This window comes from Paenibacillus sp. B01 (genome assembly GCF_009649995.1).
Taxonomy (GTDB): Bacteria; Bacillota; Bacilli; order Paenibacillales; family Paenibacillaceae; genus Paenibacillus_O; species Paenibacillus_O pasadenensis.
Window position 1 is genome coordinate 2334025 of sequence record NZ_CP045802.1, and the last position, 25811, is coordinate 2359835.

30 protein-coding genes are annotated in these 25811 nt (G+C 48.0%); 23 read left to right on the plus strand and 7 right to left on the minus strand.

The window, feature by feature from the left end:
• The first annotated feature begins 57 nt into the window (after positions 1–57).
• The 14 genes from GE073_RS09985 (at position 58) to GE073_RS10050 (ending at position 11897) form a co-directional block, all read left to right on the plus strand.
• Positions 58–396, plus strand: a complete 339-nt coding sequence (locus GE073_RS09985; RefSeq protein WP_048743981.1) for a metal-sensitive transcriptional regulator — start codon at positions 58–60, stop codon at positions 394–396.
• Between the two features lie 127 nt (positions 397–523).
• A complete protein-coding gene (locus GE073_RS09990; protein WP_048743983.1) occupies positions 524–853 on the plus strand; it encodes a metal-sensitive transcriptional regulator in 330 nt (109 codons plus the stop codon).
• A 32-nt stretch (positions 854–885) separates the two neighbouring features.
• The gene (locus GE073_RS09995) at positions 886–1086 is read left to right on the plus strand and encodes a cation transporter (protein ID WP_048743986.1); all 201 of its coding nucleotides are present in this window, start codon (positions 886–888) and stop codon (positions 1084–1086) included.
• A gap of 29 nt (positions 1087–1115) precedes the next feature.
• The gene (locus GE073_RS10000) at positions 1116–3563 is read left to right on the plus strand and encodes a heavy metal translocating P-type ATPase (RefSeq protein ID WP_048743989.1); all 2448 of its coding nucleotides are present in this window, start codon (positions 1116–1118) and stop codon (positions 3561–3563) included.
• A gap of 22 nt (positions 3564–3585) precedes the next feature.
• Entirely contained in the window at positions 3586–4509 is a 924-nt protein-coding gene (locus GE073_RS10005) for a hypothetical protein (protein ID WP_021877399.1), read from the plus strand.
• Between the two features lie 22 nt (positions 4510–4531).
• Entirely contained in the window at positions 4532–5152 is a 621-nt protein-coding gene (locus GE073_RS10010; protein WP_153783394.1) for an NAD(P)/FAD-dependent oxidoreductase, read from the plus strand.
• A gap of 14 nt (positions 5153–5166) precedes the next feature.
• A complete protein-coding gene (locus GE073_RS10015) occupies positions 5167–5424 on the plus strand; it encodes a glutaredoxin family protein (RefSeq protein ID WP_021877401.1) in 258 nt (85 codons plus the stop codon).
• Between the two features lie 101 nt (positions 5425–5525).
• Positions 5526–6380 carry a class I SAM-dependent methyltransferase gene (locus GE073_RS10020; protein ID WP_048743993.1) on the plus strand — a complete coding sequence of 285 codons (855 nt, stop codon included), beginning with the start codon at positions 5526–5528 and terminating at the stop codon, positions 6378–6380.
• 41 nt (positions 6381–6421) lie between these two features.
• Entirely contained in the window at positions 6422–7093 is a 672-nt protein-coding gene (locus tag GE073_RS10025) for a TVP38/TMEM64 family protein (protein WP_048743995.1), read from the plus strand.
• A 118-nt stretch (positions 7094–7211) separates the two neighbouring features.
• Complete coding sequence (locus GE073_RS10030) at positions 7212–7904, plus strand: response regulator transcription factor (protein ID WP_048743998.1); 693 nt, start codon at positions 7212–7214, stop codon at positions 7902–7904.
• Complete coding sequence (locus GE073_RS10035; RefSeq protein WP_048744001.1) at positions 7901–8971, plus strand: sensor histidine kinase; 1071 nt, start codon at positions 7901–7903, stop codon at positions 8969–8971. The genes GE073_RS10030 and GE073_RS10035 overlap by 4 nt, the downstream gene beginning before the upstream one ends.
• A gap of 141 nt (positions 8972–9112) precedes the next feature.
• Complete coding sequence (locus GE073_RS10040) at positions 9113–10018, plus strand: F510_1955 family glycosylhydrolase (RefSeq protein ID WP_374725869.1); 906 nt, start codon at positions 9113–9115, stop codon at positions 10016–10018.
• A gap of 13 nt (positions 10019–10031) precedes the next feature.
• Positions 10032–11330: a cell wall-binding repeat-containing protein gene (locus GE073_RS10045; protein ID WP_048744006.1), complete on the plus strand. Its 1299-nt coding sequence runs from the start codon at positions 10032–10034 to the stop codon at positions 11328–11330.
• A 237-nt stretch (positions 11331–11567) separates the two neighbouring features.
• Entirely contained in the window at positions 11568–11897 is a 330-nt protein-coding gene (locus GE073_RS10050; RefSeq protein WP_083436180.1) for a four-helix bundle copper-binding protein, read from the plus strand.
• Between the two features lie 1011 nt (positions 11898–12908).
• Here the strand turns inward: GE073_RS10050 and merA are convergent.
• From merA to GE073_RS10085, 7 genes are all read right to left on the minus strand, one after another.
• Positions 12909–14549: a mercury(II) reductase gene (gene merA, locus GE073_RS10055; protein ID WP_021877410.1), complete on the minus strand. Its 1641-nt coding sequence runs from the start codon at positions 14547–14549 to the stop codon at positions 12909–12911.
• A gap of 3 nt (positions 14550–14552) precedes the next feature.
• A complete protein-coding gene (locus GE073_RS10060) occupies positions 14553–14813 on the minus strand; it encodes a heavy-metal-associated domain-containing protein (RefSeq protein ID WP_021877411.1) in 261 nt (86 codons plus the stop codon).
• A 170-nt stretch (positions 14814–14983) separates the two neighbouring features.
• Positions 14984–15244 carry an Uncharacterized mercuric resistance protein MerE gene (locus GE073_RS10065; RefSeq protein WP_021877412.1) on the minus strand — a complete coding sequence of 87 codons (261 nt, stop codon included), beginning with the start codon at positions 15242–15244 and terminating at the stop codon, positions 14984–14986.
• Positions 15241–15654: a mercury resistance transcriptional regulator MerR gene (gene merR, locus GE073_RS10070; protein WP_021877413.1), complete on the minus strand. Its 414-nt coding sequence runs from the start codon at positions 15652–15654 to the stop codon at positions 15241–15243. The genes GE073_RS10065 and merR overlap by 4 nt, the downstream gene beginning before the upstream one ends.
• A 469-nt stretch (positions 15655–16123) precedes the next feature.
• Entirely contained in the window at positions 16124–16747 is a 624-nt protein-coding gene (locus GE073_RS10075) for a class I SAM-dependent methyltransferase (RefSeq protein WP_021877415.1), read from the minus strand.
• Positions 16748–16753: 6 nt separating this feature from the next.
• Positions 16754–18871 (minus strand): heavy metal translocating P-type ATPase, encoded by a 2118-nt coding sequence (locus GE073_RS10080; protein ID WP_021877416.1) that lies wholly within the window; start codon positions 18869–18871, stop codon positions 16754–16756.
• Entirely contained in the window at positions 18861–19232 is a 372-nt protein-coding gene (locus GE073_RS10085) for an ArsR/SmtB family transcription factor (protein ID WP_048744055.1), read from the minus strand. The genes GE073_RS10080 and GE073_RS10085 overlap by 11 nt, the downstream gene beginning before the upstream one ends.
• Positions 19233–19449: 217 nt before the next feature.
• On the opposite strand from GE073_RS10085, the gene GE073_RS10090 reads away from it, so the two are divergent.
• The 9 genes from GE073_RS10090 to GE073_RS10130 all read left to right on the plus strand — a co-directional run bounded on the left by GE073_RS10090 (position 19450) and on the right by GE073_RS10130 (position 25739).
• Positions 19450–19881: an arsenate reductase ArsC gene (locus GE073_RS10090; protein WP_021877418.1), complete on the plus strand. Its 432-nt coding sequence runs from the start codon at positions 19450–19452 to the stop codon at positions 19879–19881.
• A 14-nt stretch (positions 19882–19895) separates the two neighbouring features.
• Positions 19896–20219 (plus strand): ArsR/SmtB family transcription factor, encoded by a 324-nt coding sequence (locus tag GE073_RS10095; RefSeq protein ID WP_048744011.1) that lies wholly within the window; start codon positions 19896–19898, stop codon positions 20217–20219.
• Between the two features lie 15 nt (positions 20220–20234).
• Positions 20235–21647 (plus strand): arsenic transporter, encoded by a 1413-nt coding sequence (locus GE073_RS10100; protein WP_021877420.1) that lies wholly within the window; start codon positions 20235–20237, stop codon positions 21645–21647.
• Between the two features lie 30 nt (positions 21648–21677).
• Positions 21678–22103, plus strand: a complete 426-nt coding sequence (arsC, locus tag GE073_RS10105) for an arsenate reductase (thioredoxin) (protein WP_048744013.1) — start codon at positions 21678–21680, stop codon at positions 22101–22103.
• Between the two features lie 10 nt (positions 22104–22113).
• Positions 22114–22584, plus strand: coding sequence for an ArsI/CadI family heavy metal resistance metalloenzyme (locus tag GE073_RS10110; RefSeq protein WP_028598746.1), 471 nt, complete (start codon positions 22114–22116; stop codon positions 22582–22584).
• 3 nt (positions 22585–22587) lie between these two features.
• Positions 22588–23031 (plus strand): protein-tyrosine phosphatase family protein, encoded by a 444-nt coding sequence (locus GE073_RS10115; protein WP_021877422.1) that lies wholly within the window; start codon positions 22588–22590, stop codon positions 23029–23031.
• 104 nt (positions 23032–23135) lie between these two features.
• Positions 23136–23585, plus strand: a complete 450-nt coding sequence (locus tag GE073_RS10120; RefSeq protein ID WP_048744016.1) for a MarR family winged helix-turn-helix transcriptional regulator — start codon at positions 23136–23138, stop codon at positions 23583–23585.
• A 51-nt stretch (positions 23586–23636) separates the two neighbouring features.
• Positions 23637–24692, plus strand: coding sequence for a flavin-containing monooxygenase (locus GE073_RS10125; protein ID WP_048744018.1), 1056 nt, complete (start codon positions 23637–23639; stop codon positions 24690–24692).
• A 246-nt stretch (positions 24693–24938) separates the two neighbouring features.
• Positions 24939–25739 carry an arsenite methyltransferase gene (locus GE073_RS10130; RefSeq protein ID WP_021877425.1) on the plus strand — a complete coding sequence of 267 codons (801 nt, stop codon included), beginning with the start codon at positions 24939–24941 and terminating at the stop codon, positions 25737–25739.
• Positions 25740–25811 lie beyond the last annotated feature (72 nt).

Consider the following 25811-nt stretch of genomic DNA (forward strand, 5'->3'; position numbering starts at 1 on the left):
TTCTTTGTATAGGGTAGGGGGACTATGGTACAATAGTGAGAGAAAGGAGTGATTTGGATGGAGCAACTTACGCAAGATGATGCCCAGACGCCTACCCACGATTCATGCTGCACGAACGGACGGCAAAGTCACCATTCTGAAAAGACGAAAAACAATTTGATAAGCCGCCTCAACAGAATCGAAGGTCAGGTTCGGGGGCTTAAAGGTTTGATTGAGAAGGATACTTACTGCGACGATGTGCTAAATCAAATTTCATCGGTCCAGTCCGCATTGAACGGTGTAGGAAAACTTCTTTTGGAGCACCATATGAAGAGTTGTGTGATCGAACGTATTCAAGATGGAGAGAACGAAGTGATCGACGAGCTCCTAGTCACCATTAATAAGCTTATGAAATAAGGAATGGCCTGGGATTCGTGAGAATCCCTTTTGTTTGGATTCAAAAATAGGGTTGGGGGGTAATGTAAAATAAGTGTTGACACATATAGTATAGGGGGGTATACTATAAATCAAGGAGGTGCTGACGATGGACGTTATGGAAGTGAAGGCTGAAGAAGCATGCTGTTCGTCCGAAGATGGCCGAAGAAGTCACCATTCACTTGCCGTAAAGTCGGACCTGACCGTTCGCCTAAATCGTATTGAAGGGCAAATTCGCGGTGTGAAAGGCCTCATTGATAAAGACACTTATTGCGATCAGGTGTTAAATCAGATCGCCGCCATCCAAGCTGCACTAAACGGCGTGCGAAAAGTTCTTTTAACAGGACACCTTAAAGAGTGTGTGGTGGAGCGCATCCAACAAGGCGATGCCGAAGTCGTAGATGAGCTGCTGCAGACCATTCAAAAGCTGATGAAATAAAAACCAATAAACAGTCAAAGGAGAATGAATCCATGAAAAATGTAACGTTGAAAGTTGAAGGTATGTCTTGCGGACACTGTGTCAATTCGATTGAAGGGGCTTTGAAAACAATTGGGGCAAGCGGCAAAGTCGATCTCTCGGGAGGAACGGTAGCTGTAGCGTACGATGAAAGCCAACTGACGATAACTGCCATTAAGGAAGCTATTGAAGAACAAGGATACGACGTAGTGTAACGAATCGGAAAAGAAACGAGGTGTTCGTGATGGAAGCAGTCAGGCTGGAAACGGAGCAAACGTCCCTGCAATTAACCGGTATGACATGCGCCGCTTGCGCAAACCGGATTGAGAAGGGACTCAATAATCTCGAAGGCGTGACGGAAGCGAACGTGAACTTTGCCCTGGAACGGGCGACGGTTACGTACGATCCGAAAAAAGTAAATGTCGCGCAAATGGAACAAAGCATTCAAAAACTCGGCTACGGTACGGCAAAAGAAGTCGTTGATTTCAAACTGGAAGGCATGACCTGCGCGGCTTGCGCGAATAAGATTGAGAAAGGCCTTGGAAAATTGCCCGGCGTCACGAACGCTTCCGTTAACTTCGCGATGGAAACCGCTCGGGTCGAGTACAACGCGGCCGATGTATCTATCTCCGATATGCAGCAACGCGTGGAAAAGCTGGGCTATAAAGCGATACCGAAGCAAGACGAAGCCAATCCTTCGGAGCATCGCGAGAAAGCCATTTCACAACAAAAGCGCAAACTGCTCATCTCCGCCGTTCTTTCGCTGCCGCTGCTCTGGTCCATGGTCAGCCACTTTTCGTTCTTATCCTGGATCTGGATGCCGGAGCTCTTCATGAATCCGTGGTTTCAATTGGCGTTGGCTACACCAGTTCAATTTTACATTGGCAAACAGTTCTATGTGGGCGCGTTCAAAGCGCTCCGGAATAAGAGCGCCAATATGGACGTACTCGTCTCGCTCGGAACGTCAGCTGCATACTTTTACAGCTTATACTTAACAATTGAATGGGCCTCAATGGGCAGCATGGCGCATCACGGTCCATCGATGTACTACGAAACGAGCGCGGTCCTCATCACTCTCGTTATTCTCGGGAAGCTGTTCGAGTCGCTGGCTAAAGGCCGTACATCTGAAGCGATCAAGACGTTGATGGGCCTTCAGGCGAAAACGGCTCTCGTTGTTCGGGACGGGCAGGAAATGACGATTCCGGTCGAAGACGTACTCGTCGGCAATATCGTGGTGGTGAAACCGGGGGAGAAGATCCCGGTGGATGGGGAAGTGCTGGAAGGAAGTTCGTCGGTCGATGAATCGATGCTGACCGGCGAAAGTATCCCGGTCGAGAAAAAAGCCGGAGACAGCGTGATCGGTGCTACCGTCAACAAAAACGGCAGATTGAGATTGAAAGCGACCAAAGTCGGCAAGGAAACCGCGCTTGCCCAAATCATTAAGGTCGTGGAAGAAGCGCAAGGCTCGAAAGCGCCGATTCAACGGGTAGCGGATGTCATTTCCGGAATCTTCGTGCCGATCGTCGTAGGGATTGCGGTTGCCGCATTTCTGGTTTGGTACTTCTGGGTGACACCCGGCGATTTCGCAAATGCGCTGGAGAAAGGGATTGCGATCCTGGTCATCGCCTGCCCTTGCGCACTGGGGCTCGCTACACCGACATCGATTATGGCGGGCTCCGGCCGCGCCGCGGAGCTTGGCGTGCTGTTCAAAGGCGGCGAGCATCTGGAATCCACGCACAAAATCGATGCGATCATTCTCGACAAAACCGGCACCGTAACGAAGGGGAAACCGGAACTTACGGATGTTGCCGCCGCAAATATAGACGAACATGCTTTTCTCCGCTTAGTTGGCGCTGCCGAGAAGGATTCCGAGCATCCGCTTGCGGAAGCGATCGTTGCCGGAATCCGGGCTAAAGGCATCGAGCTTCCGGCAACGGAACAGTTTGAGGCGATTCCAGGGTTTGGTATTCGTGCCGTCGTTGAAGGCAAAGAGGTTCTGGCCGGTACGCGCAAGCTGATGGCGAAATATGACGTTTCGGTTGAACAGGCGCTTGATCGGATGACGCAGCTTGAAGAAGATGGAAAAACGGCGATGTTGATCGCGGTTGACGGAGCGTATGCGGGTCTCGTCGCGGTGGCCGATACGATTAAAGAAACATCGAAAGAGGCTGTAACGCGGCTGAAAGAAATGGGCATAGAGGTGATCATGATCACGGGAGACAACGAACGCACCGCACGGGCGATTGCGGGGCAAGTCGGCATCGATCATGTTCGCGCCGAAGTGCTTCCAGAAGGCAAAGCGGAAGAAGTGAAGAAGCTGCAAGCGCAGGGTAAGAAAGTGGCGATGGTCGGCGACGGCATCAATGACGCCCCCGCGCTGGCGATGGCAGATATCGGCATGGCGATCGGTACCGGTACGGACGTGGCCATGGAGGCCGCCGACGTCACCTTGATGCGCGGCGATCTGACGAGCATTCCGGATGCGATCTACATGAGCCGCAAGACGATGAGTAACATCCGCCAAAACCTCTTCTGGGCGCTCGGCTACAACACCCTCGGCATTCCGATTGCCGTGATTGGACTGCTGGCCCCTTGGGTTGCGGGCGCGGCGATGGCGCTCAGTTCCGTGTCCGTCGTCCTTAACGCCTTGCGTCTGCAGCGTGTCAAAGTACGCTCTGCATCGAACTTGTAATGAAGTGGAGTTGATATAAACCATGAAGAAGAAAATCATCCTCGTCGCTGCGGCGGTACTTGTGTTAAGCATATTGGCCGCATGCGGCAAAGCAGGGGATAAGAAACCCGCAGGCGGAAATAATCATGCCGGTCATGGAGCCATCAGCGGGCAAGAGAACGCCGAGAAGCCTGCAGGAAACGAGAAAAAGGAGGCGGGAGAGATGGATCATGGAGGCGGCCACGGCGGCCATGGCGCAGATGCGAAGCCTGCTGCGGAGAATCTTCAAGCATCATTTGCCTTCCCCGCAGGCGCCGCAAAAGCAAATGAAGAAACGGAATTGACCATTCAAGTGAAGGATAAGGACGGGAAACCGGTCAATAAATATGATGTCAATCACGAGAAATTGCTTCATCTCATTATCGTCAATCACGATTTATCGTTCTTTAACCACATTCACCCCGAGTTTAAGGGTGACGGCACATTTACGGTGAATACGTCGTTCCCGGCTGGCGGTGAGTACAAAGTGTTTGCGGATTTTATTCCGACTGGCGGGGCCAATACAACGCTCAGCGAGTGGGTGAAGGTGGAAGGCAAAGAAGGCAAGCATGCCGCGATTGCAGCTGACGCAAATCTTGTGAAAGAAGTCGATGGCAAGGAAATTGAGCTCTCTATGAGTGCCGCCAAACCGAAAGAAGACGTGACATTGACCTTCAACATTCGCGACGCGAAGACGAAGAAGGGGATCAATAATCTGCAGCCTTATTTGGGTGCGGTTGGCCATGTCGTAATTCTTTCGGAAGATGCGAATCAGTATCTTCATGTTCATCCGATCGACGAGAAAGCGACCGGGCCGGATGCGAAATTCGCGACTTCTTTTCCGCAAAGCGGCACGTTCAAAATTTGGGGACAATTTCAGCACAATGGCGAGGTGTTCACCGTCCCCTTCGTCGTCAATGTGAGATAACGGATCGAAGAGGAGAATGATCATGGGAGATAAGACGAAACTGGCGGTATCGCCTGCGATTCAAGTCGGGGGAAGCCTATTTACGCCGGATCAACTTGCCAAGATCGGTACGGTTGTCGGTTCAGACGCCAAAATTGAAATGACCTCGTTCAAGCAGCTTTACGTGGAAGTGCCTCTTGATGAGCGAGAAGCCATCCAGGAAGAACTGGAGCGTGCCGGTCTGGAAGTATATCCGGCCGGATTTGCGACCAAGAGCCTGATCGCCTGCAACTTCTGCAAAGGTGCGGAAGAAGCCGGTCTGGAGACGGCTCGCATCTTGAATCGGGCGATCGCTGGCATCGCGACGCCCACGCCGCTGAAGATTGGCTACGCAGGCTGTGCGCTGGGCACAAGTGAACCGCTGCTGAAAGATATCGCTGTCGTCAAAATGCGGGATACGTTCGATATTTACGTTGGAGGAGAACCTAAAGGCATCAAAGCTGCGACGGGGCGGTTGCTTGTCTCCGGCATAACAGAGGAACGACTTGTTCCTGTTGTATCCACGCTTATTGATTTTTATAAGCAACAAGCAAAAGGAAAAGAGAAGTTCAGCAAATTCGTGGATCGGATCACGATGGAGCAGTTGAAACAAATCGTCGCGTAAAGGAGAGAAATTCCATGTCGCAAATCGATCCGAAAGATCCGATCAAAATTTACACGATCCCGACCTGCAGCGACTGCCACTTTGCCAAGCGCTATTTCAATGAGCATCAAGTTCCCTATGTTGACTACAATTGTGAAGAAAATATCGAATATGCGAAAGAAGTTCTGGAGCTGACAGGAAAGCAGGTCGTACCGACCATCGTCATTAAAGACAAGGTATTTGTCGGTTTTGCCGAGAACTTGAATGAAATAAGCAAACTCCTTGTAGGCTAAGAACTTATAGGTGTCTCGCGCAGGCTGCTATTTGTGTCCGTGACTAAAGAGTGGTTGCCTTAATCCGAATGTTAGGAGCATTCATAAGGGGAGGTACTATCGTGGCGTCCGAGCAAAATGAAGAAAGATCAAAATCATGGGAAACCGCAGGGCAAGTAGCGGCTTGGAATCGAAGCAGTGACGATCGAGAAAGGCTTCTAGGGGAAGCGACGGAGCTTATGCTGCGGGAAGCTGGCGTTAGGGAAGGAACGCAGCTTCTGGACATAGCGGCGGGGATGGGGGACCAGACGTTCATGGCCGCCCGGATGATCGGTCCGGCAGGAAATGTTGTTGCTACCGATATCTCAGCGACCATGCTGCAGGTCCTTGCCGAGATCGCGAAACAAGAGACGCTCACTAATATTCAAACGCATGTCATGGATGCCCAGCATGTAGATTTGCGGACAGACACCTTTGATGCGGCTATATCCCGTCACGGTTTGATGTTTGTTCCAGAGCTGGGGCAAGCCTTGACGGGTATCCGAGAGGTGTTGAAAACGGGCGGTAAATTCGCGGCACTCGTATGGTCGAGTCCGGATAAGAACCCGACCTTGTCCCTGCCGATTTCTATCATTTCACGATATGCAGGCATCCCGATTATGGAAGGCGGCAAAAAACCAGGCGTGTTCTCACTTGGTAACCCCGACTTACTGGCAGAAGCCTTTCAGACAGTGGGCTTCCGGGATGTAACGGTGCAGGCTGTCCCGCATATTCACCGCTATGCTTCGGCTGTGGAGTTTAGCCGTCGTGGGCGAGAAGACGTATCCGCCGGTCCGCTGGGTGAAATCATTAAACGGCTCAGTGAGGAAGAACGCAAAAAGATGCATATGGAAATTGTTCGTGCGCTGCAGACATTCGAAGGGCCAGAAGGATTTGAAGGGCCATCGGAATCACTCCTGGTTGTGGGGATCAAATAAATGGGCTTACGCAGCTTTCCTTTGGAGAACGGAATGGAAACATGATGAAAAAAGGATTGGTTGTTCTTCTTTATGGGGTCGTGATTGCCGCCGTCATAATCTTCAAGGAATCTCTGCTTTCATGGCTCTCTCTTGGAGGCGTGGAGCGTCTTCCATGGATGATCGGGGCTGCGATCCTTCTTGCGATGATTCCGCTCGTTCCTTTTGGGATTGTAGCCGGAATCATCGGGGCCGCGTATGGGCCGGTCTGGGGCAGTTTGATCAATGTGGTCAGTTCAACCACCGCGGCAGCCTTGACCTTTTGGGCGGTTCGGTTGATTTTTCAGGAACGAGGCCGTCAGCTCATGGCTTCGGTGAAAGGAGCAGAACGGTTTATCTTCCTTCTGGAGCGTAATGCATTCTTTGCGGTCATACTGGCTCGCCTGCTACCATTCGTCCCCGCGGTAATCGTCAATATCGGTGCGGCTCTCTTCCGAATGTCCTTTGGAAGTTTTATTATGGCCACTGCGGTCGGGAAAGTACCGGTCATGGTTGTGTTTGCCTTCATGGGGAGTCAGTTGGATTCAAACTGGCCCGTTATGCTACGGACGCTGTTCATTTACATGTTCTTTCTGGTGGTTGTATACGCAGGCTATCGAGTATGGCTTCGCTGGATGGAATCCCTTTATAAAAAGGAACCGACTGATGAATACTATAGAGGAAAAGGGGACTGATTCGGGCTGATTAGGGTCGCCCTTTTGTTGTTTCTGCACGGCATCTCTGCATCTACATCAGTTCTACATAAGTCATGGGTAAAGTGATACATAGAGGCGTTATTCGCGGAGGATGGTCATGAAAACGATATTGGTCGTCGATGATGAATCGAAAATTCGGGATGTGGTTGTATCCTATTTGAAAAAAGACGGTTTTCAGACCGTTGAAGCCGAAACGGGCAGCGAGGCCATTCGGCGCGTGCAAAACGAATCGATTGATTTTGTCATCCTGGACCTTATGCTTCCGGATATGGAGGGCGAGCAGGTTTGCCAAGCGATTCGTCAAATCCATTCTGTTCCGATTTTGATGCTTACCGCCAAGGTTTCCGAGAACAATCGGATTAAGGGGTTATCCATGGGGGCCGACGATTACTTGATCAAGCCCTTTGACCCACGCGAAGTAGTGGCTCGGGTTCGGGCGATTATGCGGCGTACGGACGAATATCATTTGCTTGCGGATCGCCTGGCCTTTAATCAAGGGGAACTTATCATTGATTCGTTAAAGCAGCAAGTATTCCGCGACGGCCAACCGGTGAACCTGACCCCGAATGAATATAAGCTGCTGCTTGTCCTGGCCAAGCATCCGCAGCGTCACTTTTCACGAGAGGAGCTTGTAGAACGCGTGCTTGGCTATGATTTTGACGGTGATATCCGAACGATCGATCAGCATGTAAAAAATATCCGGCAAAAAATAGAGGGCGACCCCAAGTCCCCAAAATATATTGTGACGGTGTATGGAACCGGCTATCGGTTTGCAGGAGGAACAACATGAATAAGCGTCTGCATACCCGTTTGGCTCTGATTATTATCGGGATTGCTGCTGGCATTGTCCTGATTACAACCATTAGCGTCATTTTGACGACACACTATCATTTCTCCTTGTATCAAGCTCAAGCCGGTATGACGCACGAATTACCCGAACTGAATTATCATTTGGAACAAGCGTTGATGCAAACGATCATCTGGACGTGTTTAGTTGCGATTGTACTTGCCGTATTTCTCGGTTTTTATGTAGCCAAACGAATTTCGGCTCCTCTCATTCATATGAAGCGAGTCGCGGAACGCATGACGGACGGGGAATGGAGTACGAGAGTGGACATTCAAGGGAAAGATGAGCTTGCAGACTTGGGCGCATCGCTAAATACGCTGGCAGAGCAGTTGCAGCAGCATGAGCAACTGCGCGTCACGATGACCGAAGACATCGCGCATGAGCTACGAACCCCTTTGGCTACGCTCAAAAGTCATATGCGCGCCCTAGAAGACGGGATTTGGGAGCCTACGCCGGAGCGTATCCATTCCTGCTACGAAGAAATCGAACGATTGACGCAGCTAGTAGCCGAGTTGGAAGACTTGACGCATGTGGAGTCCCCCGGTTTTCAATTGGTGCGAAAAGAAGAATCATTGACGGCCATCATCGAGAGAGGCGAAGAACTGGTTGCTGCTGCCTATCGTGAAAAAAACGTTCATCTACGGTGTTCCGTAAGTCCTCATATTGATGTTTTTGTCGATCATGATCGCATGATTCAGGTGCTTGTGAATCTGCTTAGCAACGCATTGAAATTTACTCCTGAACACGGAGAAGTGCGAATTGAGGGTAGTGAAGACAGCGGACATGTTTGGATCCGAGTTCAAGACACGGGAACGGGAATCCCACAGGAGGACTTGCCCTATGTGTTCGAGCGATTTTACCGGGCGGATAAGTCCCGCAATCGGAAGACCGGCGGCAGCGGCCTGGGGTTAACCATCGTCAAGGAGTTGGTTGCAGCCCACGGCGGGGAAATTTCGGCCGAGAACCGGGAAGGTGCCGCTTTTACAATTCGGATTCCCAAAAGACAATAGAGCAAGCATTCTACATCGAATCTTCAAAAGTATCGATTACACTGTATATGACTTGCATTTTTATCGAATGGTTTGGAAATACATGGGGGACACTGAATTCAGGTCTCTTTTTTAGATATGGGGGTAATTTTTTTGAAAAAGATGACGATGCTTGCACTAGCGGCAGTACTCTTGATCGGGACCACGGCATGCTCGAAAAAGGCAGAGCAAGGGCCGAATTCCAATGCGAGTACCACTTTTATGCACCTACATGGCCTTGGTTACTCCGCAGACGGAAAACGGCTTTTCATTCCCGTTCACAACGGACTACAGTTATATGCAGATGGTTTATGGAGTGAAGGTCCGGGGGTGAAGCACGATTATATGGGGTTCACCGCTGTCGATGACGGATTTTACAGCAGCGGCCATCCAGCACCGGGTTCGAAGTTTAAAAATCCATTAGGCCTTGTGAAAAGTACGAATGACGGGAAAACCATCACGGTCCTGGCACTTGAGGGAGAAGTCGATCTACACGGTATGACAGCCGGGTATCGTTCGCATGTGCTATACGTGGTGAACCCGGAACCTAACACCAAAATGAAACAGGCAGGGCTGTTTTATAGCAAGGATGAGGGGAAAACCTGGACAAGCAGTCCTGCAACCGGGCTCCAAGGGCAGATGATGGCAATCGCAGCTCACCCTTCTGATGCAGCAATTGCTGCCGTCGGCACGACAACAGGTGCCTTTCTGTCGAAGGATTACGGCCAGAGGTTTACCGCATTGGTTCCGGAACAACCGGTTTCGGCCCTGGCTTTCACGGATTCCGGTAACGTACTAGTAGCTACCTCCGGCCCCAATGCTTCGCTGATTGAAATTAATATAGAGAGCAAGCAATCGTTGGTGATTCAGACGCCAAGCAAGGATACGATCACCTATGTTGTCCAGAATCCAGCGAATCCGAAAGAGCTGGCCATCGCAACGGAGCCAAAAGATGTCTTTCTTTCTACCGATCGCGGCGCTACATGGATACAAATTGCAGATAAAGGCAAAACTATCAACCGAAAATAGGAGGTTTTTAAGCATGAAAAAAAGCTTGAAAGTCGGTATTATTTCGGCGGCTACAGCACTGGCCCTGACCGGATGCTTTAACAAATCCAATTCTTCCACTCCACACGATATGAACAACATGGGCCAGCAAACTGGTTCGGCACAAAGCCCAGCCAGTGCGGTATCTTTGCCGTGGATTGCCTCAAAAAACACGACGCGCATCAATACAAGTGAGCCGGTGGAAGCTGCGGTGCTGGTTTCAAAAACGCTGTGGATGGCAACCAGTGATGCGAACCGTCCCGGAGGCGTCATTCTGGCGAACCCGAAAGATTGGCAAACGACCCTCGTTAGTGCAGATTTGATTCATCACCCGAATAACGGTCCAGTTCTGTTTGTGAATAAAGACAGTGTACCGGATGTAACGCTGGACGAATTGAAAAGACTAAAACCAATGGGGACGGACATGAATAAAGGAACCCAGGTTATATTGGTCGGGGATCTTGACCCCAAGGTAGAGGAGCAGGTAAAGGCGCTTGGATATAAGACGGACAAGATTGCAGGGGGCAACCCGGCGGCCGTAGCCAAAGCCGTAGATGCTTATTATACCGCTGTCGCGATGGAAAATCCGCCTTCGGTCATCATTGGTTCTATGGACAGCGAAGAATATTCAATGCCAGCAGTGAATTGGATTTCTCATATGCCTGAGCCGCTACTTTATGTTAAAAAGGATGAGGTTCCGCAAGAAACCGTGGATGCTTTAAAGAAACGGGGCGGAAAAGCCAATATTTATTTGCTCGGGCCAGAATCGATTATTTCGGCCAAAGTCCAAGAACAATTGGGTCAGTACGGGAAAGTGGTTCGTATTGCGGGCAACGATCCATATGCGAATGCCGTTGCCTTCGCGAAGTATAAAGATTCCACAACCGGTTTTGGTTGGGGGATTACAACCCCGGGTCATAACTTTTCGTTCGTCAATAAAGATTCCGCAGCCTTGGCACTCGCGGCAGCTCCATTCTCGCATTTAGGCAAACATGCACCGCTTCTCTGGACGGACAAAGACAAACTGCCGGATACGGTGATGTCCTATGTCATGTCGATTCAACCGAAATATAAAAAGGAGCCAACGGAAGGGCCTTACAATCATGCTTGGTTAACGGGGAGCGAGGATTCGTTATCCGCCGTGGCGCAAGGGGAGATCGATTCCATGCTGGAGATCGTATCGGAGACCGGAGAAGGCCATGGCGGGCATGGCGGCGGAAATACAAAGACAGAACCGTCCCCTAAACCAAGTGAGGGCACAACCGGCGGCTATATGCCGGGCATGAAGCATTGATTATCAGGTCGAACACAAATTTCCAAAAGAAAGCAGGTGTCTGATTATGATGGGGATGATGTACGGATGGTCATGGGTCATGATGCTGTTTTGTGCATTGTTCATGGCCGCGATCATAGGTGTCGCCGTTTATATAGCGGTAAGGCTTGCTTTAAGAAAAACTCGTTTGTAGTATATCGCAGCTCGTTTGGGTAAAACATAAAAGGTACAAATTTCAAATTGGAGGTAAAACAACCCATGTCACATGAGCAATTTCAACATTGCATTGATGAATGCATAAAGTGTATGCTGGCATGCAATCACTGTTATGACGCCTGCTTGAATGAAGATCACCTTGAGGGGATGAAAGAGTGCATCCGGTTGGATCGGGAGTGCGCCGACATTTGTGCCTTTGCTGCGCAAGCGATGTCCCATCACAGTTCCTATGTGAAGGAGCTTTGCCGGATTTGTGCCGATGTTTGCGAAGCATGCGGGAATGAGTGCAAAAAGCACGAGCATGAACACTGTCAGCGCTGTGCCGATGCTTGTTTCTCCTGTGCAAAAGCTTGCCGAGCTATGGCAAGCTGAAACAAGGCGAAAACAGCCTATCCCACTCTGGGGATAGGCTGTTTCGGTGTTCTATCTTTTCAATTGCTTAAAGTAGCAATTCTTGGTTAAACTGACGCAGTAGAAAAAATTCTGTACTCACTCATGTAGGAACTTTATTTAAAGTATATAAATTTAAAGAAGCAGAGAATGGGGAAGAAGCCGTCCAACTGTTACAGGAATATTCGGCCGGATGTCGTCACCATTGATATTACGATGCTCGAAATGGGCACTATGGCAAATTCGGTTGTATCAGTACCGTAAATCTGGTTACTCTAGGCCAATGCCGTGCTCGTTATAGGTATCCCTCCATAGACTAATGTGGAAATACGAAGACGTTCAAACACACGAGGAGGGAATTTCCTTTGAATCATTTCGTCCACTATGCGATGCCGATGTACACGCAAGACAATGCCACTTATTATAGACAAATGTACGAATGGCATATGAAACCTGCATCATTATCAAGAACAGTTGCGCGGGTTTCATTTGGAACGGGCCAAGTATTTTCAAGGCTTGGTTGAAGAAAGAGAGAAAGCTGCTACAAAATCCAACGACGGCCCTGCTGCTTGATACGGAATTTCTATGGGGCGATGTGCTGAACTGGAAAAATTCCGAGTGAAGCTATGGGACCAGTACTTAACGGTTCGTGATTTTTACGGCGGAATTGCCGTTTCCTTCGATAATCTTTGGTTTGATTTCCTATCCAGATATTTTATATCGGAACAGCCATTGACATTGATTTTTGACCAAGTTTGCAGAGATATGGAAAGACACGTAATTAGAAAAACGGAACCCGAGAGTCCATAAGAAGCTAAGAAAGTCGCTTTTTGGAGGACTCCAAAGCGCTTGAAACGAAGAGGTAATATAATTGCAGTCGGTTGAATGCAAAAACCAGTCAACACGAAAATTAGTGTTTGACTGGTTTTCATTATCGATAAACGATCAGTTGAGAACAGTTGTCTTTACGATCAAGGTTGCTTGGCCAATATCTTATCCAGCACAACAGGATAATTTAGATACATCTTTATTGATCGTAAGAGCTGCTAGTTTTAATCCCTCAGCCATCGTTAAATACGGTGCTAGGCTATCGCGTAGATCCTCGACCGTTAAACCGAACTTGACTGCAAGTGTCGCAGCGTAAATTACATCTCCGGCATTTTCAGCGACAATATGAACACCAAGCACCGTTAACGACTTGGAATCAGCCACTAATTTAAAAACGCCGGTTGTTTCGCGATTAACAAGTGCTCTAGGCACCGAATCCAAAGGAAGAATGGACGTTTTAACCTCATACCCTTTTGCCTTGGCTTTCTCTTCCGTGAGTCCTACAGTAGCAACGGAAGGAGAAGTGAACGTAACACCTGGAACAGCTTCAAGATTTACCTTTTTCTCTAAGCCGCCTATTGCATTATCGGCCGCGATGCGACCTTCATAAGCAGCCACATATACAAACTGCGGCCCCATCGTCACATCGCCTGCAGCATAAATTCTAGGATTCGAAGTGTTTAAAAAATCATCGACGACGATTTCGCTTTTGGAACCTATATTTACGTTCGCAGCATTAAGGTTTAGTGCTTCAATATTTGGTTTTCTACCGGTTGCAATAAGCAGCTGCTCGACTTCGATGACTTTCTTTTCGCCATCTACGGAAATATGCACTTGTTTTAGATCGCCACTTGCTTCTATGCGATCATACGTTACACCGGTAATCAAGTGAATCCCTTGCTCCGTTAAAGCCTTTGTCACCGCTTCGGAAATTTCAGGGTCATACTCTTTCAAAATGCGAGGACTTCTTTGCATCAGCGTAACATCTGACCCTAGATTGTGAAAGAGTTGACCCAATTCCATTGCAATATAGCCTGAGCCAATGACGGCAACCGTTTTAGGCAATTGTTTGAGCTCAAGTAGTGATGTGCTTGTTAAATAATCCACGTCCCTTAATCCTTGAATATCCGGAATGGACGGAGAAGCTCCTGTGGCAATTAAAAATCGTTTCGCTGTAACCAGTCGTCCACTTACCTCAATGGTTTTTTCATCTACGAATGTTGCCTCTCCTCGAATGAGTTCAAATCCGTACTCACCAATCAAATGTTCATACTTCTGTTCTCGCATACTGGCTACCAGTTCATTTTTATGTTCGACCAACTTTTCCAAATCTACTTTTCCTGTTGATGTGGCTAGTCCCAAGAATGGGTTGCTTTTGGCTAAATGATTGATTTCACCGGCACGAAGCAGCGTTTTTGATGGAACACAGCCAACATTTACGCAGGTTCCGCCAACAATTCCCCGCTCAATGATCGCGACCTTTGCGCCATATTCCACCGCTTGAATCGCTGCGGAAAAAGCTGCTCCACCGGAACCGATGATCAGAAAATCATAGTCGCCTTCATCGCCGAGAACCGGAGCATCATGAGTTTCTATCACTTCCGCATCTCCGGATTGATATTTTGCCTCGTTAATGGCTTTTTGGGCGGTTTCGATCATAACGTCATCGGGCAATTCAAACGTGGCTTCATTACGGTGAAAACTCGTCTCGATATTGGCGGCTCCAATGTTTTTAAGTGCGGTTGCTACGTGTTCTTCGCAGCCGCTGCATGTCATGCCTTGAACGTTGATTCGGTATTTTTTCATTTTTTATCCTCCCATTACATCAAACCCATATTTTGTAACCGATGATTGGATTAGCTTTACATCGGTTTTCAGATCATCAAAGGAAACCGTCACTTTTCCAGTGCTTCCCTTAGGTTCAATTTCTACTTTGCTGACTCCGTTTACCTTGAAATTAAATCTTGAATCACAGAAGGTGGGCAACATTCTAATCCCGTGACCGTGAACGTCGCCGATTGATTTGCAACAGTTGTACTTGCAGTTTGCACTGCTGCCGATGATTTTCATTGCTGCCGCCTGCCGTACCCGTGATCATTAAAAACATCTGGTACTTGATTGAAATAATCGCGAGTGTACCTGCCAAACCGGATAATCCGAGTGGAATGAGAATTAAGGGTCCGAGGCAGCAAGAAAGGCAGATAATACCGCCCCCCAGCTCGTTAGTTTTTCTCTCAAAATCATTCACCTCGTTTTTGCCCTGGTACTGAGCAGCAATCGTGTGTCACATCGGTTTTTTCTTGTATATTCGTCCTTTTGAATACCATACAAAGGGAAATCACAAATAGAATAGCCAAAATAGCACTAGCGGCGCCTTGATGGGCTGCAAAATACGCACCCAGTGTTGTGCCAGCAAGCAGAGGAAGAATCAAAACGAGATGGCAAGGGCAGGAAAGCAGAGCTAAAAAGCCCCATCCCATTTTCTTTGTATTGTCTTTCACAGGATTTCCTCCTCATTGTCAATTAACGCCTCGATGATTGGGCATTCATGAATTGCCTTTTCATCTGGACAGCGGTCTTTTAAATCTTTTAGCATACATTCGATTCGCTCAAGGTCTCTTATTTTCAACCGAACATCTTCAAGTTTTTGAACAACAAAATCGTGCATATCCGCACATCTCACATCGTCTTTATCAACGACACCAAGCAATTTATCAATTTCAGATAACGTAAAACCAAGCTCTTGTATACGTTTAATGAACATGATTCGTTTTACCGCATCTTCCGGATAAAGCCGGTAACCTGCATCCGACCTTACAGGTTCAGCAATCAGACCTTTTCGTTCATAATATCTAAGCGTTTCTTTATTCACATTACATAATTTGGATATATCTCCTGAATGATACCTCATGGTTCACCTCCCTCATAAGTGTAAACCCTGTACCATGATACATAGTCAAGACATCTTTATTTATTTCCTTAAAGTTCCGAAATAATTTTATTTTGGTTGTATTAGCTATGTGGCCGAGCAAGAGCGGAAGAAGAACCGGCAGCGGCAGGCGGAAGGAATCGAGGTTCCCCGAGAGGAGGGCTGTTGTATTCGGCCGACCCAAGCAGGAGATCGATGGAAAATGTGGAGGCGTACCGGGAATGGAAAGCAGGCCAGATTACCGCGACGGACGCTATACGTCGGATCGGTATGAAAAAGCCTACATTTTACCGGCGAGTGAAGGAATACGAGGAAATCAATGAGCCGTTCTAAGCTATCGTCAGTTCCGCGGCGGCCAATGATGGGGTAGTACCAGCAAACAAAGCTGACACCACCCGTAAAGTACATGGGGACATTTCCCCCTCAATACCTTGGCCTAGGAGATACCTAGTTAAGTTTGATGTTTACGAACTATGATTTTTCGATACATACCGTTAAATAGGGCTGATGCATCTTCTTCCACTCGAATTTGTTTCTCGTACGGCATAATGATTTGCTCAAAATGACGACCGATGTCTGTACCCATCAATGCTACGACGGGGCGAAGAATTTTCTTCATTACAGGCAACTCCCGAGATGGAGGGGCAAACTTATCGAAAATGAGAATACGTCCCCCAGTTCGCGTAACCCGAATCATTTCTTGAAAACATTGGTTCGGATCAGGGACCACAGATAAGATCAGATTCGCAATGACCATATCAAATGATTCCGGTGAAAAGGTCAAATTTTGTGCATCCATTTCCATGAAAGTAACGTTAGGAGAGTCATATTGATTCTTAGCTCGGCCAAGCATTTCGGGTGACAAGTCGATTGCAGTTACAGAAATATCTTTCCCCATAATGAACCGCAAGTCTGCACCTGTCCCGACGCCCACAAAAAGAATTTGGCTGTTAGCTTTAATGTCGACGTCCTCAAAAATCTTTTTCCGAGCCTTTAGAAAAGGCCCGGAATTAAAGAAATAATCATAAAAGGGTGCCCATACCCGATAAATCACTTTATTCCAAGGGTTATTCATAGGCGATCATTTCCCTTTCACTTTTAACAAACGTAAGCTGTTCAAAGTAACAATTAGGGTAGCTCCCATATCTGCAAAAATAGCCATCCATAGCGTAAGCCATCCAGGAACAATCAAAGCCAAAGCGACAAGTTTAATCCCGAGCGAGAACGTAATGTTTTGCTTTATTATCGCAAGGGTTTTACGGCTTAACCGAATCGTATACGGGAGTTTACCTAAGTCGTCAGCCATAAGTGCAATGTCCGCCGTTTCAAGCGCCGTATCCGTACCCGCGCCTCCCATAGCGATACCAACCGTTGAAGCCGCAAGCGCGGGCGCGTCGTTGACGCCATCGCCAATCATTGCGACATTGCCATAGTCTTTACGAAGCTGCTTAATGTAATCTAATTTATCTTGCGGCATGAGGTCGGCTTTAACGTCTGTAACATTCAACCGGCTCCCGATAGCTTCGGCGGTTGCTTGATTATCACCCGTAAGCATAATCGTTTTCTTGATGCCAATTTCGTGCAATTGCTTAATAACGTCTTTACTGGAATCGCGCACTTCATCGGCCACGGCTATTAAGGCAAGAACTTGTTGTTCCGTTCCCAAGACCATAACCGTTTTCCCTTGTTTTTGTAGAGCTTCGATACGTTGATTCGTTTCAACATTCATATCGGAGCGAAGTTCTGCAAAGAGTTTTGGACTACCGACGTAATACAATTCCTCGTTTACTTTTGCTTTAACGCCTTTTCCAGTTATCGATTGGAAATCCTCAACGGTGAGGGATAAGTCGGCTCCGAGATTTTCAGCTTTACGAACAATCGCGGAAGCGAGCGGGTGTTGCGAACCTTTTTCGATAACTGCCGCGATGGCAAGCAATTCTTTTTCGTCTTTCGTTCCGAAAGTATGGACATTTGTTACTTCCGGGAATCCTTTCGTCAGCGTACCCGTTTTATCGAATGCGATTGCGGCAAGGCGACCAGCTTCTTCAAGGTGTATGCCGCCTTTGATAAGGACGCCATTTTTCGCCGCGTTTCCGATAGCTGTAACAATCGAAACAGGTGTCGAAATGACCAATGCGCAAGGACAGCCGACGACGAGTAACGCTAATCCCCGATATACCCAATCGCCCCAATCAGCGCCGACGAACAGAGGGGGAACAACGGCAATACCTAATGCCAAAATCATAATCGCGGGCGTATAGTATTTCGCAAATCGGTCAACGAACGCTTGTGAAGGTGCACGTTCGGCTTGTGCTTCTTCAACAAGGTGAATAATTTTCGAGATTGTAGTATCCTCGACATGCTTCGTTACTTTGACCTCAAGCAATCCTTCTTCGTTTAATGTGCCTGCGAAAACTTCATCATCAATTGTTTTCGTTACGGGAACCGATTCGCCGGTTATCGCAGCTTGGTTAATGGTTGATGTCCCTTTAATAACCACGCCATCCATTGCGAGTTTTTGACCAGGCTTTACAATCATGACGTCGCCAACCTGTATATCATCGACACTTACCGTAATTTCTTCGGAACCGCGTCGAATCAGAGCTTCCTTCGGTGCAATATCCATCAGGGAACGAATGGATTGACGCGCTTTCTCCATAGAGTAACGTTCCAAAACTTCACTAATTGCAAACAAGATCACAACCGTCGCGCCTTCGCCCCATTTGCCGATCGCCGCGGCACCGATGATGGCCACCGTCATAAGGGTGTTCATATCGAACTGAAGCCGGAAGAGATTTTTAAGCCCTTTTTTGAATAGATCGTAACCGCCAATGAGAATAGAAGCCGCAAAAATGACTGCGGATAAGATACTTCCCTCACCTAGAAAATAACCTGCCGCAAGCAATACGGCAGAAACCAACACGTTCCAATGCTCTTGCCAAAATGGCTTTTTCTTTTCAATCGTCCGTTGTTTTTCAGGTGTGACTTTCAGGCTTTCAAAAGCTCCAGCCTTTTCTAAATCCTCCATTGTGGTACTTCCATAAACGGTAATCTTGGATGCTCCAAAATTGACTTGAGCATCTTTAACGCCAGGCAAACCTTTTACATTTTTCTCGAAAATGCCTGCGCAATTCGTACAGGTAAAGCCTTGAACTCTGTAGACGTTTTTATCTTCTGTGTTTTCAATTTTATTTTCCATTGGTGATCAACTCCCGCGAATGAGTAGAAGCTAGCTGTACCAATTGACGAACATGGTCGTCTTCTAGCGAATAAAAAACTAATTTGCCATCCTTGCGGTATTTGGCTAGGCCAAGCTGCTTTAAGGTGCGAAGATGGTGTGAAGCTGTTGCCAACGAAGAACCGATAATGTTAGCCACATCACAAACACATAATTCATCTTCTTCGCAAAGGGCAAAAGCGATTTTCATTCTGGTTTCGTCAGCTAAAACCTTAAACATCTTTATCATGCCTTGAATATTTTGTCCTTCAAGTGCATGTTGTACCTTTCGGACTTTAGGTTCGTCATAACAATAAATTTCACATGAGTCCTTTTCTTTCATACCGCTCATATTCTCACCTCTATAATCAAACGAGTATTTGATTGTTATCATACAACAAACTTTTCGATTATTCAAATGTATATTTGATTATCTATCAAACATATCTAAAATATTCTTTTCAACGTTGATACTGCGTTAACAATTGGCGTATATGATCATAATAGAAATAAGCAAATAATTATATGGCTATTTACAGCGGGTAGGGGAGTGTGGGAGAATGAAACGGGAAGTCAAACGAATTTATTTCCTTTGCGGGCAAAATCGGTGCCGAAGTCAGATGGCCGAAGCTTTTGCCAAGTTTTATGGCGGGGATCATGTAGTGGTGGAGAGTGCTGGATTAAATCCATCCGAAGAAGTGCATCCTTACACCATTGAAGCTATGCGTGAGGTAGGCATCGATCTTTCCCAGCATGTTTGCAAAAAAATTGATATGAAATTTTTTCTAGCGTCGAATGCGATCGTCAAGCTGTGCGAACAAATTGTGGAGCGCTGTCCTATCGTACCGTTTAAGATCATGAACGTCGAGTGGAACATCCCTGACCCGTTGGCCGTAGACGGCGGCAGCCTGGAAGACGTGAAGAGAGCGCGTGACGAGATTCGGGAGAAAGTGATTGGGTTGTTAAAAGGGATGGACATTCCCGTCGCTTAAAAGGAGTGAAGCAGTTGAGCAAACTAGAAGAAGTAGCGGATGCCTTGAAGCTATTAGGGGACCGGAACAGGCTCACTATCGTAGCCATGTTGCAGGTGAAGGAACTGTGCGTGTGCGAGATCGTGGACATTTTGAAAACAAGCCAGCCCAATATCAGTCAGCATATGCGCAAGCTGAGGGACGGGGGCTTGGTCAAAGAGTCCCGCAGGGGGCAATGGGTTTATTATTCGCTCTGCCTGGAAGACAAGCCTTATATTTTGGATATTCTAAAGGAAATTCCTTCGCAAGCGGCGATGATTGAGCCTGTCGTTTGCGAAACCAATGATTGCTGTACGTAGTTCAGGAGGACGCATATGGTTTATGTAGCGATTTTCATTTTCTTGGTAACGTTGCTTTTTGTCATCTGGCAACCGAAAGGATTAAACATCGGCTGGTCGGCAAGTGTCGGAGCGATCCTTGCTTTAATATTTGGCGTGGTCAGCTTCGCTGACGTCGGCACCGTAACCGGCATCGTGTGGAATGCCACCTTGGCGTTTGTGGCCATTATTTTAATCTCACTGGTGCTGGATGAAATCGGATTTTTTGAGTGGGCTGCCTTGCATATGGCGCGGCTGGCACGCGGAAACGGTCTACTCATGTTTGTATTTATCATCCTGCTTGGATCGGCGGTTGCCGCGCTGTTTGCCAATGACGGCGGGGCCTTGATTATTACGCCGATTGTGCTCGCCATGGTCCGGGCGCTTAAGTTTGATGAAAAGATGATCCTACCGTTTATTATGGCGAGTGGGTTCATTGCCGATACGGCATCTTTACCGCTTGTCGTCAGCAACTTGGTGAATATTGTATCCGCCGATTATTTCAACATCGGTTTTGCGGAATACGCGAGCCGCATGATTGTTCCGAATTTCTTTTCCGTCATAGCGAGCCTCATTGTGCTGTATCTGTATTTCCGGAAAAGCATCCCGAACAATTACAATCTCACGCAACTGAAAAGGCCGAAGGAAGCCATCAAGGATATGCGGCTGTTTAAGTTATCTTGGGTCATTTTAACCGCGCTGCTTGTTGCGTATTTTATTAGCGAATTTTTCTCGATCCCTGTATCCATTATTGCCGGGGTTGCAGCGATTGCCTTTTTGTTCGCGGCGAGAAAGAGCCCTGCGATTCATACTTGGAAACTGGTAAAAGGCGCTCCCTGGGCTGTCGTGATCTTCTCTATCGGCATGTATGTGGTCGTTTATGGCTTGCGCAATGCCGGACTTACGGATGCACTGGGCAGCGTCATTCAAGCGGTCGCAGACAAAGGGTTATTTGTGGCTACCGTAGGGATGGGCTTTATTGCAGCCATCCTGTCGTCCATTATGAACAACATGCCAACGGTCATGATTGATGCGTTGGCCATCCAAGGTACACAAACCGATGGATTCATTCGTGAGGCGCTGATCTATGCGAATGTGATCGGTTCGGACTTAGGGCCGAAAATTACGCCAATCGGCTCCCTGGCCACGCTGCTTTGGCTGCATGTACTATCCACAAAAAACGTGAAAATCAGATGGGGCTATTATTTTAAAGTCGGCATCTTGTTAACCATTCCCACGTTGTTCATAACGCTCACCGGTCTTTATGTATGGCTTTATGTTCTCCAGACGCTACAGGTGAATGTATGGCTATGTATTGCGGTGATTGTGGTCGTCCTGGTGGTGGTTGCAATGATCATGAAGTCTTTTATGGGAAGTAAACAAGCGAAAAGAGTTCATCAAGGCGATTAATGAATTGAAATCAAAAGGAGATTGTTCACCATGGAGAAAAAACCGTTAATTTATTTTTTGTGCACCGGAAATTCTTGCAGAAGCCAAATCGCGGACGGGTTTTTAAACGCGCTAGGCAGCGACAAATATGAAGTCAAAAGCGCAGGTCTTGAAGCACACGGACTGAATCCGCGTGCGGTGCAAGTCATGCAAGAAGCTGGGGTAGATATTAGCAAAAACACCTCCGATGTGATCGATCCGGACATTTTGAATCGCGCCGATTATGTCATTACCTTATGCGGCCACGCCGACGAGCATTGCCCTGTGATCTCCAACAAGAACGTAACGAAATGGCATTGGGGTTTTGATGATCCGGCAAAAGCAACCGGAACCGAAGAAGAAATCATGAACCAGTTCCGCACCGTTCGCGATTCGATTAAGAGCCGGATTGAACAATTCGTCAAAGAAGGGAAATGAGGTGGCGACGATGATCAAACGAATGCATGTTGCTTTAAACTGTACGGAGCTGAACAAGTCTCTGGAGTTCTATCGCGCTTTTTTTGGGGCCGAACCGAGTAAGATTAAAGATAATTACGCCAAATTCGAGTTAGAAGAACCGGCGCTGCATTTTTCGCTCAATGTGCGCCCCTTCGAACAAAAGGGTGTACTGAATCACTTGGGCTTCCAAGTCAATAATACGGAAGAAGTGCTGGCCATAGGGGAGAGGCTTCGTCAAAGCGGACTGCTGCTGATTGACGAGATGAATACCACATGTTGCTATGCGGTGCAGGATAAAGTTTGGGTGTATGATCCGGACGGCAACGCTTGGGAGATTTTCTACACAAAAGAAGATTCCGAATTCGAATCCGCCGGAGAAGCCAGGGATTTGTCCCTTTGCTGCGCGCCGCCAGCGGCCCCGGTTCCGATTGAGTTTGGATCGTTTAAAAAAGGAGTATAGTCTATGGCGTCTGAAAAAACCTACCATGCTTTGATTCCGGATAAAATTTTCATGGGCGCGGCAACTGATGTGGAATCGATGGTAAAAAATGAAGGTATCGACGTGATCGTGGATCTTCGCGGCGAAGCGACGGAATGCACCTATCCAGCGGCGAGTGCGAAATGGATTCAAATTCCGTTAGCAGATCATGCCGCTATGCCGCAAGAAAAAGCCTTCGGTCAAGCGATCCAGGCCGTCACCGAAGCTTATCACCAAAACAAGAAAGTTGCTTTTCATTGTGGCGGAGGAAAGGGACGGACCGGTACGGTAGCCGCTGGCACCTTGCTTGCCTTGGGATTAAGCGATACGCTTGACGAAGCCGAGGCCAAGGCAAAGAGCATTCGCAACATCATTGATATTAAGCCATCACAGAGAGAATGTTTGCACCAACTATATCCCGGTAAATAAGCAAGCAAGAGACCACTCAGCCGAGTGGTTTTCTTTTTGTGCGATTAAAAATATTTGCAATTTGCAAATATATATTGTATAACTGAAACATGAGGTGAATCACAGTGGAAAATGTTCGCGAACTATTTCAGATCATGACACGCCGTTTTGGGTTTCTCAATAAAAATTGCTGCACCGCCGGTGGCTGCGATATTTCCTTAGTGCAAAGCCATATTCTTTACGAGATCGATCGTCAGCATCAACCGTCCATTCAGCAGGTAGCCGAGGCGTTAGGAACCGATATAACGACCTTTAGCCGACAAATCCAATCGTTAATCAAAATGAACTTAGTGAAAAAATCGCCCGATCCCAACGACCGAAGGGTATTTGTGCTTTCTCTCACGACAGAAGGCAAATATGTAGCCACAACGATTGACCAGCAATGTAACGCTTATTTAGCAGAGATTTTCTCTCACATGAACGATTTTGAAAAAGAAACGGTCATTCGCTCCATTAAGCTTTTGAATGAAGCTATGTCAAAATCCAGCCTTTGCTGTTCCACCCCCATCGGGTGATTTCTTTTCTCTAATACTTGCATTTTGCAAATAAATCGGAGGGTGTTGGGTATGAATGAGGTATTGGATACGATTGTCATTGGAGGGGGGCAGGCGGGTCTGGCTTCCGGCTATCATCTACAGAAGAAAGGACTTCGATATCTGATTTTGGACGCGGGCGACGAGGCGGGGGGCTCGTGGCCGCGTTATTACGATAGTCTCAAACTGTTCTCTCCGGCACGTTTCTCGTCGATGCCAGGCATGACATTCCCCGGCGATCCGAATGGCTATCCCAAGCGTGATGAAGTCATTCGTTATTTACAGGATTACCGGGCAAAATTTCAATTGCCGGTCCGAACCAATCAACGCGTAGCATCGGTCGAAAGGGATGGAGAAGGGTTTACGGTCCGTACGATGGTAGGGGATACGTTTCGGGCACGCACCATCATTAATGCGGCCGGCTCATTTCACAATCCCTATACGCCAGTTTTACCGGGGCAGGAGGCGTTTCAAGGCCGCACACTTCATTCCTCCGAATACCGGAATCCGGAGCCATTTCGCAATCAACGCGTAGTGGTGGTCGGGCGTGGCAATTCTGCCGTACAGATCGGAGTTGAGCTGGCCGAGGTGAGCAAGACGTCTTTAGCGGTACTCCGGCCGATCCAATTCATGAAATCGAGGCTGTTGGATCAGGATGTGCATTTTTGGATCAAACTGATTGGGTTTGACACCTTTCCTTTTTGGCGGTTCGGGAAAACCGCGCCGAGTTCAAGTGCGGTGAACGATTCGGGCGGGTACAAAGAAAAAGTAGCGGCAGGAAAACCAGATCAACAACCGATGTTCACATCCTTTTATGAGGATGGCGTGATTTGGCCGAACGGGACAAAAGAGCCGGTAGATACGGTGATCTTTGCGACAGGCTACCGGCCGTATCTTCCCTACCTTCAAGCGATTGGCGCGCTGGATTCGGAAGGAAGGCCGTTACATCAAGCAGGCATAAGCGACGTTCCGGGACTTTATTATGTGGGGCTGGAAGGGCAGCGTTCCTTTGCTTCTGCTACCATAAGGGGGGGGGGGCCGGACGCGCAGTTTGTTGTTAAAAAGCTTTTGCATCACCTTAAACACTGAATGCTTACATTTTTTGATAAAAGGATGGGACCGACTTGAACCTCAATTGGTTTGCTGCGGAAATGCTTATGAAACAACGCCAAAGGGAAATCGAACGATCTGCTAGAGAAGCGTGGAAATGGTCAGACGCTATGCAAAAGCAATCGGTCCGATTCTTTAACCGACGGCCAATCATTCGTGCAACACCAACGGCTTGCTGCGTTACGAGCTGCTGTTGATGTATAAAAAACTAAGGAGTGAACTTTCATGAATCAAGTAAGTAATGATCAAATTCGTCAAAACGTTCGGAATCGGTATAAAGAAATCGCCTTACAGGACGTAGGGGCGGGGTCCTGTTGTAAGCCAGCGCCAGCCAATGATTGCTGTGGTTCGGCCGCGGATGTTTCCGCTAAAATGGGCTACTCGTCAGAAGAATTAACAGCCGTTCCAGATGGGGCGAATCTGGGCCTCGGCTGTGGCAATCCGCAAGCCATTGCTGCTTTGCAACCGGGAGAAGTCGTGCTGGACCTGGGCAGCGGCGGCGGGTTTGATTGCTTTCTTGCCTCCCGTCAGGTGGGCGCTTCCGGCCGCGTCATTGGTGTAGATATGACACCGGAAATGGTCAGCCGCGCCCGCGAAAATTCCAGTAAAAGCGGATTTACCAATACGGAATTTCGGTTGGGCGAGATAGAGCATCTGCCGGTTCAGGACCACTCGGTTGACGTGATTATTTCAAACTGTGTCATTAATCTGTCCCCATCGAAGCAGCAGGTGTTTGACGAGGCGTTCCGTGTGCTGCGTGACGGCGGCAGACTGGCCATATCGGATGTCGTGGCAACAGCCGATTTTCCGGAAGAAATCAAGCAGGATATCGACCGTATCTATTCAGGGTGTATTTCAGGAGCTTCCTCTATCGGGGAGTTGGAAGCCATGCTTGCGCAAAGCGGGTTTACCCAAATTGAGATCGAACCTAAAGACGAATCCCAGACGTTCATCAAGGATTGGATTCCCGGCGCAAATGTCGAACAATACCTGGTGTCTGCCGCGATACGTGCCATCAAGGCTTGAGCCGTGAAGGGCCGAACTGTTGCAGCTCGAGTTGAGTTGAACATGTTCGGCATAAACAATAAGGCGCTGCCG